Annotated in this window: 14 protein-coding genes and 1 tRNA gene; 9 read left to right on the forward strand and 6 right to left on the reverse strand. The window is 70.0% G+C overall.

Annotation, left to right across the window (positions count from 1 at the left end):
• Positions 1-10 precede the first annotated feature (10 nt).
• The 8 genes from galU to OOK40_RS00575 all read left to right on the forward strand — a co-directional run bounded on the left by galU (position 11) and on the right by OOK40_RS00575 (position 7,767).
• A complete protein-coding gene (gene galU / locus OOK40_RS00540; protein ID WP_266475627.1) occupies positions 11-913 on the forward strand; it encodes a UTP--glucose-1-phosphate uridylyltransferase GalU in 903 nt (300 codons plus the stop codon).
• A 4-nt stretch (positions 914-917) separates the two neighbouring features.
• On the forward strand, positions 918-2,219 hold the full coding sequence (gene glp / locus OOK40_RS00545; RefSeq protein WP_266475629.1) for a gephyrin-like molybdotransferase Glp: 1,302 nt from the start codon (positions 918-920) through the stop codon (positions 2,217-2,219).
• Positions 2,220-2,291: 72 nt separating this feature from the next.
• On the forward strand, positions 2,292-2,771 hold the full coding sequence (gene moaC / locus OOK40_RS00550) for a cyclic pyranopterin monophosphate synthase MoaC (RefSeq protein ID WP_266475631.1): 480 nt from the start codon (positions 2,292-2,294) through the stop codon (positions 2,769-2,771).
• Positions 2,768-3,331 (forward strand): molybdenum cofactor biosynthesis protein B, encoded by a 564-nt coding sequence (locus OOK40_RS00555; RefSeq protein WP_266475633.1) that lies wholly within the window; start codon positions 2,768-2,770, stop codon positions 3,329-3,331. Before moaC ends, OOK40_RS00555 begins: the two co-directional genes overlap by 4 nt.
• 17 nt (positions 3,332-3,348) lie before the next feature.
• Positions 3,349-3,960: a GNAT family N-acetyltransferase gene (locus OOK40_RS00560; protein ID WP_266475635.1), complete on the forward strand. Its 612-nt coding sequence runs from the start codon at positions 3,349-3,351 to the stop codon at positions 3,958-3,960.
• A 136-nt stretch (positions 3,961-4,096) separates the two neighbouring features.
• A complete protein-coding gene (gene glpR, locus OOK40_RS00565; protein WP_266475637.1) occupies positions 4,097-5,191 on the forward strand; it encodes a gephyrin-like molybdotransferase receptor GlpR in 1,095 nt (364 codons plus the stop codon).
• 80 nt (positions 5,192-5,271) lie between these two features.
• A tRNA-Ala gene (locus tag OOK40_RS00570) sits at positions 5,272-5,345 on the forward strand.
• A gap of 133 nt (positions 5,346-5,478) precedes the next feature.
• Positions 5,479-7,767, forward strand: a complete 2,289-nt coding sequence (locus OOK40_RS00575; RefSeq protein ID WP_266478676.1) for an MMPL family transporter — start codon at positions 5,479-5,481, stop codon at positions 7,765-7,767.
• Between the two features lie 23 nt (positions 7,768-7,790).
• Here OOK40_RS00575 and OOK40_RS00580 read toward each other — a convergent pair whose 3' ends face one another.
• On the reverse strand, positions 7,791-8,759 hold the full coding sequence (locus OOK40_RS00580) for a serine protease (RefSeq protein WP_266475639.1): 969 nt from the start codon (positions 8,757-8,759) through the stop codon (positions 7,791-7,793).
• A 116-nt stretch (positions 8,760-8,875) separates the two neighbouring features.
• Entirely contained in the window at positions 8,876-9,361 is a 486-nt protein-coding gene (locus OOK40_RS00585) for a GNAT family N-acetyltransferase (RefSeq protein WP_266475640.1), read from the reverse strand.
• A 63-nt stretch (positions 9,362-9,424) separates the two neighbouring features.
• Here OOK40_RS00585 and OOK40_RS00590 point away from each other — a divergent pair, with 63 nt between their 5' ends.
• Positions 9,425-10,219, forward strand: coding sequence for an exodeoxyribonuclease III (locus tag OOK40_RS00590; RefSeq protein ID WP_266475642.1), 795 nt, complete (start codon positions 9,425-9,427; stop codon positions 10,217-10,219).
• Between the two features lie 70 nt (positions 10,220-10,289).
• Here OOK40_RS00590 and OOK40_RS00595 read toward each other — a convergent pair whose 3' ends face one another.
• The 4 genes from OOK40_RS00595 to OOK40_RS00610 form a co-directional block, all read right to left on the reverse strand.
• The gene (locus OOK40_RS00595; protein WP_266475644.1) at positions 10,290-10,484 is read right to left on the reverse strand and encodes a hypothetical protein; all 195 of its coding nucleotides are present in this window, start codon (positions 10,482-10,484) and stop codon (positions 10,290-10,292) included.
• A 76-nt stretch (positions 10,485-10,560) separates the two neighbouring features.
• Entirely contained in the window at positions 10,561-11,442 is an 882-nt protein-coding gene (locus tag OOK40_RS00600; RefSeq protein WP_266475645.1) for an SDR family oxidoreductase, read from the reverse strand.
• Positions 11,439-12,323 carry an alpha/beta fold hydrolase gene (locus tag OOK40_RS00605; protein WP_266475647.1) on the reverse strand — a complete coding sequence of 295 codons (885 nt, stop codon included), beginning with the start codon at positions 12,321-12,323 and terminating at the stop codon, positions 11,439-11,441. Before OOK40_RS00605 ends, OOK40_RS00600 begins: the two co-directional genes overlap by 4 nt.
• Positions 12,320-13,834, reverse strand: coding sequence for an NAD(P)/FAD-dependent oxidoreductase (locus OOK40_RS00610; RefSeq protein ID WP_266475648.1), 1,515 nt, complete (start codon positions 13,832-13,834; stop codon positions 12,320-12,322). Before OOK40_RS00610 ends, OOK40_RS00605 begins: the two co-directional genes overlap by 4 nt.
• Between the last annotated feature and the right edge of the window lie 108 nt (positions 13,835-13,942).

A 13,942-nucleotide genomic window follows, 5' to 3' on the forward strand; every position in this document is an offset into this window, starting at 1 on the left:
GGTGATCCTCATGACTCAGTCGCACCCCAGGATCAGCAAGGCTGTCATCCCAGCCGCAGGCCTCGGCACCCGGTTCCTGCCTGCCACGAAGGCCACTCCCAAAGAGATGCTGCCTGTCGTCGACAAGCCTGCGATCCAGTACGTCGTCGAGGAGGCGGTCTCGGCCGGCCTCTCCGACGTGCTCATGATCACGGGCCGCAACAAGCGCCCGCTCGAGGACCACTTCGACCGTAATTACGAGCTGGAGGAGGCGCTCAAGAGCAAGGGCGACGCCGGCCGGCTCGCCAAGGTCCAGGAGTCGAGCGACCTCGCCACCATGCACTATGTCCGCCAGGGCGATCCGCGCGGCCTCGGCCACGCCGTCCTGTGCGCCGAACCGCACGTCGGCGATCAGCCCTTCGCGGTCCTCCTCGGCGACGACCTGATCGACCCGCGCGATCCGCTGCTCGCCCGGATGGTCGAGATCCAGGAGCGTGAGGGCGGCAGCGTCATCGCGCTGATGGAGGTCGACCCCGCGATGATCCACCTGTACGGCTGCGCGGCCGTCGAGCCGACCGCCGAGGGTGACGTCGTCAAGGTCACCGAGCTGGTCGAGAAGCCCGCCGCGTCCGAGGCCCCGAGCAATCTCGCCATCATCGGCCGCTATGTCCTCGACCCCGCCGTCTTCGGCATACTCCGGGAGACCGAGCCGGGCCGCGGCAACGAGATCCAGCTCACCGACGCCCTGGAGAAGCTCGTCGAGGACGAGAAGGTCGGCGGCCCGGTGCACGGCGTGATCTTCAAGGGCCGCCGCTACGACACCGGCGATCGCGGTGACTATCTGCGGGCGATTGTCCGACTCGCGTGCGAACGTGAAGACCTGGGCCCGGAGTTCCGGACCTGGCTTCGCAGTTATGTGACCGAGGAGATGTAACACCGTGAGCAGCACGATCTGGTCGGTGGACGACCACCTGGATGACATCCTCGGCGCGATCCGGCCGCTCGACCCGATCGAGCTGCAGCTGCCGGACGCCCAGGGCTGCGTCCTGGTGGAGGACGTCACCGTGCCGGTCGCGCTGCCACCCTTCGACAACAGCTCCATGGACGGCTACGCGGTCCGCACCGCCGATGTCGCCGGCGCGAGCGAGGAGTTCCCCGCGGTCCTCACGGTGATCGGCGATGTGGCGGCCGGCGGCGGCCCACTGCCCACCGTCGGGCCCGGCGAGGCCGCCCGGATCATGACTGGTGCCCCGCTGCCGCCCGGCGCCGAGACGGTCGTCCCGGTCGAATGGACCGACGGCGGTACGGGCGGGGGAGTGGCCACCACGATGCGCCCGGCGGGCGAGGCCCCCGAGGGCGCGAGCGGTGAGGTCCGCGTCCACCGTCCGGCCGAGGCCGGTGCCCATGTCCGCTCGCGCGGCAGCGACGTCCAGGTGGGTGATCTGGCCCTGGAGGCGGGCACGGTCCTGGGGCCGCCGCAGATCGGCCTGCTCGCCGCGATCGGCCGTGGCACCGTGCGGGTACGGCCCCGCCCGCGCGTGGTCGTGCTCTCCACCGGCAGCGAACTGGTCCAGCCGGGTGAGAAGTTGGGCGAGGGCCAGATCTACGACTCGAACAGCTTCGCCCTGTGCGCCGCCGCTCGCGACGCGGGCGCCCTCTCCTACCGGGTCGGCGCGGTCACCGACGACGCGGAGACGCTGCGCGCCACCATCGAGGACCAGCTGATCCGCGCCGATCTGCTGGTTACCACCGGCGGCGTGAGCGTCGGTGCGTACGACGTGGTGAAGGAAGCACTCTCCTCGGTGGGCGACGAGGACGTGCCGGGCAGCGGTGTCGACTTCCGCAAGCTCGCCATGCAGCCCGGCAAGCCGCAGGGCTTCGGTTCGATCGGCCCCGAGCACACCCCGCTGCTTGCGCTGCCGGGCAATCCCGTCTCCTCGTACGTCTCCTTCGAGCTGTTCGTACGACCCGCGATCCGGGCGCTGATGGGCCTCAAGGACGTGCAGCGCCCGAAGGCGCGTGCCGTACTGAAGGCCGACAAGGCGCTCACCTCGCCCGACGGCAAGCGGCAGTTCCTGCGGGGCAGGTACGACGCCGAGTCGGGCACGGTCTCCCCGGTCGGCGGTTCCGGCTCCCATCTGATCGCGGCCCTCGCCCATGCCGACTGCCTGATCGTCGTTCCGGAAGCGGACACCTCGGTGGAGCCCGGCGCGGATGTGGAAGTGGTCCTCATCGGCTGACCTGCCTACGGTGGCGGTACCGTGTCTGCCCACACAGGCCCCCCAGGGCCCTGACCGGGAGCGCCGCACCGAATGAGTACGCAAGGCAGGCTGACGCACATCGACGAGGCGGGGGCGGCCCGTATGGTCGACGTCTCCGGAAAGGACGTCACCGCGCGCACCGCCCGCGCCAGTGGCCGGGTTCTGGTCTCACCGCAGGTGGTGGAGCTGCTGCGGGGTGAGGGCGTCCCCAAGGGAGATGCCCTGGCCACGGCCCGTATCGCGGGCATCATGGGCGCCAAGCGCACCCCCGATCTGATCCCGCTCTGCCATCCGCTGGCCGTCTCCGGCGTCACGCTGGATCTGTCGGTCGCCGACGACGCGGTGGAGATCACCGCCACGGTGAAGACGACCGACCGTACGGGTGTCGAGATGGAGGCGCTGACGGCGGTCTCGGTCGCCGCGCTGACCGTCGTCGACATGGTCAAGGCAGTCGACAAGGGCGCGGTGATCACCGATGTCCGGGTCGAGGAGAAGACGGGCGGCAAGTCCGGCGACTGGAGCCGGCCATGAGCCCGCGCGCCGGAGAGGTCTACAGCCACAGTCACGGCCCGGAAGCGGGGGCGGAATCGGGAGCGGTCCGGCGGGCCCTGGTCGTCACCGCATCCAACCGCGCCGCGGCCGGGGTGTACGAGGACAAGGGCGGCCCGGTCCTCGCCGAGGGGCTGACGAAACTGGGCTTCGCGGTCGACGGCCCCCGGGTCGTCCCCGACGGTGACCCCGTCGAGCAGGCCCTGCGCGAGGGGGTGGCCGCCGCGTACGACGTCATCCTCACCACCGGCGGCACGGGCATCTCGCCGACCGACGAGACTCCCGAGGTCACCCGCCGCGTCCTCGACCACGAGATCCCCGGCATCCCCGAGGCGATCCGCGCGTACGGACGCGAGAAGGTGCCCACCGCGGCGCTGTCCCGTGGGCTTGCCGGGGTCGCCGGCCACACCCTGATCGTCAACCTGCCGGGGTCCACCGGCGGGGTACATGACGGTATGGCCGTACTGGAGCCGCTGCTGATCCACGCCGTCGACCAGATCCGCGGCGGCGACCACCCCAGACCTGCCGGGAGCTCAAGCTGAACGCCCTCTCCTGGCCGGTGATCCTGGCGGACGGCGATGTGGTCCTCCGTCCCATAAAGGTGCGTGACCAGCGGAGCTGGCGCGAGGTCAACCGGCGCAACCGCGACTGGCTCAGGCCCTGGGAGGCGACCATTCCGCCGCCCGCCCCCGGCGCCCCGCACGCCCAGCGCCCCACCTACCGGCAGATGGTCCGTCATCTGCGCACCGAGGCCAACGCGGGGCGGATGCTGCCCTTCGTCATCGAGTACCAGGGCCATCTGGTGGGCCAGTTGACGGTCGCCGGGATCACCTGGGGCTCGATGTGCTCGGGCCATGTCGGCTACTGGGTGGACCGGGACGTGGCGGGCCGCGGGGTGATGCCGACCGCTGTCGCGCTCGCCGTCGACCACTGTTTCCGTTCGGTGGGGCTGCATCGCATCGAAGTCTGCATTCGGCCCGAGAACGGCCCCAGCCGGCGGGTGGTGGAGAAACTCGGATTCCGTGAAGAGGGGCTGCGCCCGCGTTATCTCCACATCGACGGTGCGTGGCGGGACCATCTGGTGTTCGCGCTGACGGCCGACGAGGTGCCCGAAGGACTGCTCCGCCGCTGGCACCAGGCACGGCCCGGAAGGCCACGGGAAATAAAATAAACGTTCGAAATCGATCGCGGCCGACCATGATGTGATCTGAACAATCGCAAAAAAAGTCCGTGATATCAGCCAGATCGTGCGACACACCGGGCCAATTGGCGGATGCCCTTGCGTAAACCCCTCTACGGTGTGATGCGTGAGCAGCAGCGGCCTCATCTACGCAGTCATCGTCGGGGCCTGGGCCGCCTACTTGGTGCCGATGTGGCTCCGCAGGCAGGACGAGCTCAATGAAGCCCGTCCGACGGAACGCTTCTCCACCGCCATCCGGCTGCTGTCCGGACGCGGTGCGATGGAGCGCCGATACGCCAGGGAGCTGCGGGAGCGCGACGCGGAGCAGGCCGTTCCCGACGTGGACCCGGATGCCCCCACGGACCGTTTGAGTTCCGTGGACGTCCGGGCCTTCGCCGCGCCCCCGGCCCGTACCGAAGCCCGGATGGATGTCCCGGCGTCCCGCAAGGCGCCGGAGCAGGCGGCCAAGGTCCCGGCCCCCGCCCCGCGGCGTCCCCGCCCGAACGGCTCCGCGGCCGAGCGCGCCCGCCGCACCAGGGTTCTGGCCCGCCGCAGACGGACCACCGTCGTCCTCTTCCTCGCCTTCACGCTCGGCGCGATCGTCGCGGCGGTCGGCGGGCTCGGCTTCCTGTGGGCCCCGGCGGCCCCGGCCGTTCTCCTGAGCGCATACATCGTGCATCTGCGCAACCAGGAGCGGCGCCGCTTCGTGTTCACCATGGACCGGCGCCGGGCCGAGGCCGCGGCGCAGCGGCTGCGCGAGAACCGTCCGCGCCGGCACCAGGCCGCGGCTGCGTCCGCCGCCGAGCCGGACGAGGAGCCCGAAGCCGGCCCCGAGCCCGCGTCCGCCGCCGCGCTCTCCCCGCAGGAGGCGGGCCGGCGTGCGCTCGTCGAGCAGACGGACCACGCGGAGTGGGTCGACCAGCAGCGCGAGCGCGGTCCGGCCCGCGGCGACAGCTGGGAGCCGGTCCCGGTCCCCCTGCCGACGTATGTCACCGCGCCGGTGGCCCCGCGGGCGACGAGCGGCGTCGACGTCAGCGATCCGGAGACCTGGAGCGCGGCCCGCTCCTCGACGGCCGAGCCGACCCCGGCACCGCACGCGGAGACGGCCGAGCCGTCGCCCGGTCGGCGTACACCGCAGCCCCGGCGTTCGCGGGAGCGCGGCCGCACCCCGCTGTTCGACCAGTACGCGGACGAGGACCGGCCCCGCGCCGCCAACGAGTGAGCCTGTGACCGGCGCGTTTCCAGCGCGGGAACGGATTTCCAAGCACCCCGAGGGGGATGCTAGAGTTTCACTCGTTGCAAGGGCCTGTGGCGCAGTCTGGTAGCGCACCTCGTTCGCATCGAGGGGGTCTGGGGTTCAAATCCCCACAGGTCCACAACAACTGACGAAGTCCCGTCCGGTCATCACGACCGGGCGGGACTTCGTCGTTTTGCGCATGCCGTTCCGACCGGCCGGGCTTTTAATGCTGAATGTCCGATTCCAGCTCCTGTCGGGAGAGACGCATGTCGATGGTCGAGCCACCCCCGCAGACCTCCCGTGCGTCCGAACCCGTGCCCCGCAAAGGGCTGCTGCGCAGGCTCGGTGAATGGTGCGCCCGCCACTGCGTGATCGTCATCGTCATCTGGCTGGTCGCGCTTGCCGGTCTTCAGGTGCTGCATCGCACATATGGCGGCGAGTACTCCGACAACTTCTCGCTGTCCGACGTGCAGTCGACCGAGGGGCTTGACGTACTGAAGGAGCACGAGCCGTCCGCGGGCGGCTACAGCAGCCAGATCGTGCTGAACGACACCGCCAAGCCGCTCACCGACCTCAGCTCGCAGGTGTCCACGGTGGTCGCGAATCTGCAGAAGCTGCCGGATGTGATCTCGGTGCAGAATCCGCTGCCTCCCCCCGGATCCACTCCACCGGCGCAGCCGTCCGGGCAGGACGTCGGTCCGCTCTCCTCGGACGGCAAGACCGCGTACATCACCATCACTTTCGACAAGCAGCCCTCCCTCCTGGAGGACTCGTATCTCGACGGGGTGGACACGGCCGTCCAGCCGCTGCGGTCCGCCGGAGTGGATGTGGAGTACGGCGGTTCACTGGGTGAGCTTGCCCGTCCCGAGGCCGACGACCGGGTCAGTGAGCTGATCGGTTTCGCGGTGGCGATCGTGGTGCTGCTGATCGGCTTCGGCAGTGTGATCGCGGCCGGACTGCCGCTGCTGACCGCGCTGATCAGCGTGATCTGCGGGCTCGCCGTCCTCGGGCTGATCGCCGCCGCCTTCACCTTCGCCACGGTCTCGCCGACGCTGGCCACCATGATCGGCCTCGGCGTGGGCATCGACTACGCGCTGTTCCTGATCACCCGGCACCGGCAGAACCTCATCGACCGCGCCGACCCGGTGAGCGGGGCCGGCCGGGCGGTGGCCACCAGCGGCCGGGCGGTGCTCGTCTCCGGCTGCACGGTCATCATCGCCCTGTGCGGCCTCTGGGTCTCCGGGATCAGTTTCATCGGCAAACTCGGCGTGGCCGCCGCCGTCACCGTGGTCACGGCGGTCATCGGCGCGCTCACGCTGGTGCCCGCGATGCTGGGGCTGGCCGGCAGGCACATCGACAAGTACCACGTGCGAAAGCCGATCGCGGAGACGGACGCGGAGCCCGGCGCCGAGGCGCACGGAACCTGGCACCGGTACGCGATGCGTGTCGAGCGCCGCCCGTGGTGGTTCCTGACCGGCGGGGTGGTGGTCCTGGCCGTGCTTGCCATTCCACTCTTCTCCATCCAGCTCGGCCATATCGGGGACGGTGCGGACCCGAAGTCCTTCACGGACCGGCGTGCCTTCGATCTGATGTCCAGCGCGTTCGGACCCGGATCCAACGGCCCGTTGACCCTTGTCATCGACCAGACCTCGGTGCCGTCGGCCGACCGGGCGGCGCTCTCCTCGCAGGCCCAGAAGGCGCTCACCAATGTGCCCGGGGCCGCCGTGATCACTCCGCTGAAGCCGACCCAGGACGGCGATGTCCTGGTCGCGACCGCGTACTCGAAGCAGGCGCCGCAGGACGAGGACACCACGCAGCTGGTGAACCGGCTGGTGGACACCACCCTGCCGGACGCCGTATCGGGCACCGCCGCGAAGGGCTACGTCACGGGCACGACGGCCGCGCAGGTCGACTTCCTGGACATCGTCTCCGAGCGGCTGCCCCTGATCATCCTGGTCGTGGTCGGCCTCGCCTTCATCATCATCCTGATCGTCTTCCGCGGAGTGCTGGTCGCGGTCAAGGCGGCCGTGTTGAACGTCCTTTCCATCGCGGCCTCGTACGGAGTCGTGGTCGCCGTCTTCCAGTGGGGCTGGGGAGGCCCGGCGCTGGGGGTGTCGGGGGACGTGCCGATCGAGAGCTATGTGCCGATGATGATGTTCGCGATCGTCTTCGGTCTGAGCATGGACTACGAGATCTTCCTGCTCTCCCGCGTCCGTGAGGCGTGGCTGCGCACGGGCGACTCCAAGGCAAGCGTCGCGCACGCGCTGGAGATCACCGCGCGGGTCATCACCTGCGCCGCGCTGATCATGGTCAGCGTCTTCGCCGCGTTCCTCATCAGCGACAACATCGTGGTGAAGATGCTGGGTCTGGGCCTCGCGGTGAGTGTGCTGATCGACGCGACCGTGGTGCGGCTGCTCCTGGTCCCGGCGGTGATGACGCTGCTCGGGCCGGCGGCGTGGTGGATGCCGCGGTGGCTGGACCGGATCCTGCCGCATGTGGACGCGGAGGGCGAAAACGAGCCGGAGGCGGCCGCGGCGGGCGCCGGGACCGGCGGGAGCTGAGCGCCCCCGCCGGCCGTCCGGGCTCAGGACACCTGCGCCTTGTCGTACACCGACTTGGCGTCATTGCCGAAGTACGGGCCGAACATCCGGTTCGGCAGGAAGACGTAGCCGAAGCTGTTCACCGAAGCCTGAAGACCCATTCCGGTGGTCTCACTGAACGAGGTGAACCAGGGGCCACCGCTGGAGCCGCCCGTCATGTTGCAGCCCAGGCTGTGGTCCTGCGAGAAGAGGAAGTCCTTGGAGGAGTTCCCGCTGCAGTAGATGAGCTTGGTGCCGTCGTACGGAGAGGCCGCGGGGAAGCCGAAGGCGTACATCGGCTTGTTGTAGCCGCCGTTGAAGCTCAGGCCCTGCCCGCCGACGGTCGCGGCGAGGGTCTTGCCGCCCAGCGGGGCGACGACCGCGGCGCCGACGTCGTAATTGATGTCCTCACTCGCCACCCACTGGGTGGTCGAGAAGGTCTTGGTGGCGGACCACTGCCCGTACGGGGCCTGGCCGTTGTTGTAGCCGGGCACGAAGACCCAGTTGGTGTGCCAGCTGCCCTGGTACTTCACGCAGTGGCCCGCGGTGATCACCGTGCTGCCGTTCTGGCTGGTGACCGAGTCGCCGGAGCAGGAAGCCGTACGTCCCTGGAAGGTGAAGAACACCCGGCCGGAGGTTTTGACCACCGCGCCGCCGCCCGTCCAGGGGCCGCCCGGCTGCGGAAAGGCCATCGGCCCTACGGCAGTTGAGGATGCCACGGTCGGGGCGACAACCGTCTCCTTGCCGCCCGGGCTCGGTGCCTTGACGGAGCCGGGGGCGACCCGGAGCACATCGAGCGGGGTGGCGCTGCGCATCCGTTCAGCGGTCCAGAAGCCCTTCGTGTGCTGCTGCTTGAAGACCGTCGGGGTGGGGGAGGGGGCCGGGGCGGCGCTTGCGGCGGTGGCCGACGGTGCGCCGGCGAGCAGGGTACCGACAGCCAACAGGATTCCTGCGGCGGTGCGATGGCGTCTCACGCATGTCTCCTTCTGCCGTGCCCGCGCGTGGTGTCGCGCGGGCAGGGTGGGGGATGAGGCGGTGCGGATCGGCTTGCACGTGCGTGAGGCAGAGTGCCACGGGAATCTTGGTTATGTCAGGGGCGCGACAAGAGCTTGGCGAAGCAGCGGCTGTCGTCGAACTCGCGGTAGTGGCCGAATTTCCGCGCACAGAGCTCATAACCGCTGGACAGGTAGAGGGCGATCGCCTCGGGCTGCTTCGTGCCGGTCTCCAGAACCATCCGGGTCCGGCCGGCCGCGCGGGCGTCGTCCTCCAGGGCCGCGAGGATGCGCCGGGCGAGACCCTGGCCGCGCGCCTCGCGGATCACGTACATGCGCTTGAGCTCGGCGTCTCCGTCGCTGTAGCCCTCATCGTTCTCCTCGTGCGAACGCCAGCCGCCGGAGGCGACCGGGTGACCGTCGTCGTACACGAGGAGGTAGAGACCGTTCGGCGGCTCGAACATCGATGCGTCGAGCGGCGTGACATCGCCGTCGTCGCTGTAGCGCTCGGCGTACTCGAGCTGCACCTGGTCATTGAGCTTGACGGCATCGGGGTGGTCGAAAGGCATGGGTCTCACATCCATGCCCACGAGCGTACGTGTAGGCCACACCGGGATGCCGCGGTGGTCGCTCGGTAGGGTGCCGGGATGCTCACCGTGACTAGCGTGAATGTGAACGGGCTGCGCGCCGCCGCCAAGAAGGGCTTTGTTCCGTGGCTGGCCGGCACCGCCGCCGACGTCATCTGCCTGCAGGAGGTACGGGCCGAGGCGCACCAGCTCCCGGACGAGGTCCGCGAGCCCGAGGGCTGGCACACGGTGCACGCCCCCGCCCTGGCGAAGGGCCGCGCGGGCGTCTCCCTCTACACGCGGCGCGAACCCGACCGGGTGCGGATCGGCTTCGGGTCGAGCGAGTTCGACGCGAGCGGGCGGTACGTCGAGGCGGACCTGCCCGGTGTCACGGTCGCGAGCCTGTATCTGCCGTCGGGCGACGTGGGCACGGACAAGCAGGACGAGAAGATGCGGTTCATGGGCGAGTTCCTGCCGTATCTGCGCGAGCTCAAGGCGAAGTCCGCGGCGGACGGGCGCGAGGTGGTGGTGTGCGGCGACTGGAACATCGCGCACCGCGAGGCGGACCTCAAGAACTGGAAGGGCAACAGGAAGAACTCCGGCTTCCTGCCCGAGGAGCGGGAGTGGCTCGGCCAGGTCTTCGAGGAGTACGTGGATGTGATGCGGGCGCTGCACCCGGAGGCGGAGGGGCCGTACTCGTGGTGGTCGTACCGCGGGCGGGCCTTCGACAACGACAGCGGATGGCGCATCGATTACCAGGTCGCGACGGCGGGTCTGGCGCGGCGCGCGGTGAAGGCGTGGGTGGAGCGGGCCGCGACGCACGGGGAGCGGTGGAGCGACCATGCGCCGGTGACGGCGGTCTACGACCTCAAGTGAGGGCCCCACGCGCGAAAGGCGCACCCGGCGTCCCGGGTGCGCCTCGTTCACGCCCTCGCACAGCGCAGCGTCAGGCGTCGTAGTCCAGGTTGAACCTGTCCTGCGCTTCCTGCATGGCTTCGTCGTCGGACTTGTCCTGCTCCCGGCCCGGCTTCCGCGCCTTCGAAGCCCGCTCCGGCGCCTCGTCCCGCGCGCCGCTCGCGGCCTGCTCCGCCCGCTCCTTGAGCTGCTGAGCCTTGTACGCGAACTGGTCCCTGATGCCCATGTGTTTCACTCCTAGCGGGGTGTAGAGATGTGGGCCTCGACCAGACTGGCATGCGCCGACATACCGCGCATTTTGATCAATTACGCTCCGTGCGCGCCGCCTCGTCCGCCGCGCCGCCCGCCCCGACAAGCCCCTTCGGGACCCCCTCGAGTCGCGGCGCGAAACGCCGCATCTCCCGCTGTCCCACGATCCCGATGAGCGACGGCAGATACCCCCGCACCGACTGCATCCCGCGCAGCCACCACTGCCCGTACACATGCGAGGACCGCCGTTCGACCCCGGCCACCAGGCGGTCCACCGCCGGGCCGAGCGGATACGTCTTGTTCGACGGCCACGGCAGCCGCTGCCGCAGCTCCCGCATCACGTCGTCCTGGTCCGCGCCCCGCACCAGATCCGTGTCCGTCCAGGACAGATAGCCGACACCGACCCCGACGCCCCGGTAGCCGACCTCCGCCCGCAGGCTGTGCGCGAAGGCCTCGACGCCCGACTTGGACGCGCAGTACGCCGTCATCATCGGCGCCGGGGTGATCGCGGCCAGCGACGCGATCTGCAGGAAGTACCCCCGGCTCTCCACCAGGACCGGCAGGAACGCCCGCCCGGTCACCGCGCTGCCGATCAGGTTGACCTCGATCACCCGGCGCCACGACACCGGATCCGAGTCCATGAAGGGACCGCCCGACGCCACGCCCGCGTTCGCGACGACGATGTCGACCTTGCCGAAGCGCTCCTTGACCTCTTGCGCGACCCGCGCCATCGCCTCGTGGTCGGTGACGTCCGCGTACCAGTGGTCGCTCTCGGTGTGCAGCCGCTCCGAGACCTTCTTCAGTTCGTCCGGCTCCAGGCCCACGAGCGCCACCTTCGCGCCGCGCGCCGACAGTTTGCGGGCCAGCAGCTCGCCCACGCCTCGTGCCGCGCCGGTGACGACCGCGACCTGTCCCTCCAGGCTGGTCCTGCTCATGCGGCCTCCTCCTTCGCGTTCAGATACGTGTCCGCCAGTTCGCGGATCTTCGCGGTGACGGCCTCGGGAGCCTCCACCGGTGTCATATGGCCCATCCCGGCGAGCTCCACGAGCTCCAGGCACCGGGGCAGGGCGTCGGCGATTCGCCGGGCGTGCACCAGGGGGGTCAGCCGGTCGGCCGTGCCCGCCACCACGATCGTGGGCACCATCAACTCCCGTACGCCCGCGTCGAGATCGAGCTCCGCGAGCACACGTGCCCAGGCCACCCGGGACGCCCTCGGGCAGGCGTGCACGATACGGGCGCACTCCGCGACCCGTTCCGGCGCCGAACCGGGGCCCATCGTCGCGTACTTGAGGATCCGTTTGGAGACCGGCGTCACCGGCCCGAGCGGCGCCCGTGACCCGAGCACCGCACGGGTGATCCGGCTCCGCAGCCGTCCGGCGCGCATCGGCAGCACCAGCGACTCGTCGATCAGTCGCGAACTGCCCGTGCTGCACAGCAGTACCGCGGCCGCGTGCTCGGCGAAGGCGGCTCGCCCGGACGCGGCCATGAGTGTCATCCCGCCCATGGAGTGCCCGGCGAGTACGGCCTTCTCGCCCGGAGCCAGGACCGCCCCGAGCACGGCCACCAGGTCGTCGGCGAGTACGCCGGTACCGGCTCCGGCGGCCGCGGTGTGCCCGTGACCGCGCTGGTCGTAGACGACGACGCGGTGATCGGTGGCCAACTCCCGTATCTGGGCGGCCCAGAACTCCGTCGAGCAGGTCCAGCCGTGCGCCAGCACGACGGCGGGCGCACCGTCTGGGCCGTGCACCTCGACATGGACCGGCGATCCGTCCGCGGAGACGGCGGTGAGTGTCCGGCTCATGACGGTCCGGTTCATGACGCGACGTCCACGGATTCGGCGGCCGCGGCGGACTTGGCGAGCACCCGTACGACCTCGTACTCCGTCAGATCCACCCGCCGCGTCTCCCGCCGGAACTCGCCCGTCGTCCCCGGCCACAGCGTGGTGTTACGCCCGTTCGCGTCCAGGTACCAGCTGTTGCAGCCGCCGGACTTCCACACCGTCCGCTCCATCCGCTCCTGCACCCGCCGGTTCCACGCACCCACCGCGGACGGCCGGGCCGCCAGCGCCGCGCGCCCGCCGAGCACCGTGAGCCGGCGCATGTAGTCGGCCATGTAGTTCAGCTGCGACTCGATCATAAGGATCATCGAGGAGTTCCCGAGGCCCGTGTTGGCGCCGATGATCGTCATCCAATTGGGGAAACCGGCGGCGGTGGCGCCGCGGAGCGACTGCATCCCGTCCTTCCAGGACTCGGCCAGCGTGATCCCGTCGGCGCCGACCACGCGCTCGGCGATCGGCAGGTCGGTCACATGGAATCCCGTACCGAAGATGATCGCGTCGACCTCTGTCTCCGTACCGTCGGCCGCGACAACCGTCGATCCGCGTACCTCGCTCAGCCCCGAGGCGACGATGTCCACATTGGGCTGCGCGAGCGCCGGGTAGTAGTCGCTCGACAGCAGGATCCGCTTGCAGCCGATGCGGTACGAGGGGGTCAACCGGGCCCGCAGCGCGGGGTCCTTGATGGACTTGGCGATATTGGCCTTGGCGAGCGACTCGATGAGCCCGAGCTCGTTCGGCCGCTTGGTGAAGGCGCTGACCTGCAGCTCCCTGATTCCCCACAGCAGCCCTCGGCGCGCGCTCCCGGTGAAGGGCAGCTGCCGGTGCAGCCAGCGCTCGACCCCGGTGATCTTCCGGTCCATCCGCGGCAGCACCCACGGCGGCGTCCGCTGGAACAGCGTCAGCTTCGCGGCCTGCGGCTGGATCGCGGGCACGATCTGGATCGCGGACGCCCCGGTCCCGATCATCGCGACGCGCTTGCCGCGCAGGTCGTAGTCGTGGTCCCAGCGGGAGGAGTGGAAGACCTTGCCGGCGAAGTCGGCCAGACCCGGAATCTCGGGCGTCTTCGGGTCGGAGAGGGGCCCGGTCGCCGAGACGACCACATCGGCGGTCATCGTCCCCTTGGAGGTCTCGATCTCCCAGCGGAGCTCGTCGCCGTCCCAGCGCATCATCAGCACCTCATGGTCGAGGCGGATGTGGGAGCGCAGCCGGAAGGTGTCGGCGACACGCTCCAGGTACGCGCGGATGTGCTCCTGCCCGGAGAAGGTGCGCGGCCAGTCGGGGTTGGGCGCGAAGGAGAAGGAGTAGAGGTGCGAGGGCACGTCGCAGGCGCACCCGGGATAGCTGTTGTCCCGCCAGGTCCCGCCGACCGAGCCCGCCCGTTCCAGGACGACGAAGTCGGTGATCCCTTCGCGGCGCAGCCGGACCGCCGCCCCCAGGCCACCGAATCCGGATCCGATCACCGCCACCCGTACGTGCTCGCGCTGGCCCATGCCGCCGCCTCCCGCTGAAGGTCACCACCCTGCCAGCAATCACTGGCACAGTTGGGAGGGTAAGGCAGCGGCATATCTCGCGGTAGGGGTGGGACCCGACAAGTTACC

Source organism: Streptomyces sp. NBC_01481 (assembly GCF_026339995.1).
GTDB lineage: Bacteria > Actinomycetota > Actinomycetes > Streptomycetales > Streptomycetaceae > Streptomyces.

Coding starts and splice junctions, on each gene's coding strand:
- OOK40_RS00575 (WP_266478676.1), top strand. CDS start 5,479: ATGGTCGAGCCACCCCCGCAGACCTCCCGTGCGTCCGAACCCGTGCCC.
- OOK40_RS00610 (WP_266475648.1), bottom strand. CDS start 13,834: ATGGGCCAGCGCGAGCACGTACGGGTGGCGGTGATCGGATCCGGATTC.
- OOK40_RS00595 (WP_266475644.1), bottom strand. CDS start 10,484: ATGGGCATCAGGGACCAGTTCGCGTACAAGGCTCAGCAGCTCAAGGAG.
- OOK40_RS00585 (WP_266475640.1), bottom strand. CDS start 9,361: ATGGATGTGAGACCCATGCCTTTCGACCACCCCGATGCCGTCAAGCTC.
- OOK40_RS00600 (WP_266475645.1), bottom strand. CDS start 11,442: ATGAGCAGGACCAGCCTGGAGGGACAGGTCGCGGTCGTCACCGGCGCG.
- moaC (WP_266475631.1), top strand. CDS start 2,292: ATGAGTACGCAAGGCAGGCTGACGCACATCGACGAGGCGGGGGCGGCC.
- OOK40_RS00590 (WP_266475642.1), top strand. CDS start 9,425: ATGCTCACCGTGACTAGCGTGAATGTGAACGGGCTGCGCGCCGCCGCC.
- galU (WP_266475627.1), top strand. CDS start 11: ATGACTCAGTCGCACCCCAGGATCAGCAAGGCTGTCATCCCAGCCGCA.
- OOK40_RS00555 (WP_266475633.1), top strand. CDS start 2,768: ATGAGCCCGCGCGCCGGAGAGGTCTACAGCCACAGTCACGGCCCGGAA.
- OOK40_RS00605 (WP_266475647.1), bottom strand. CDS start 12,323: ATGAACCGGACCGTCATGAGCCGGACACTCACCGCCGTCTCCGCGGAC.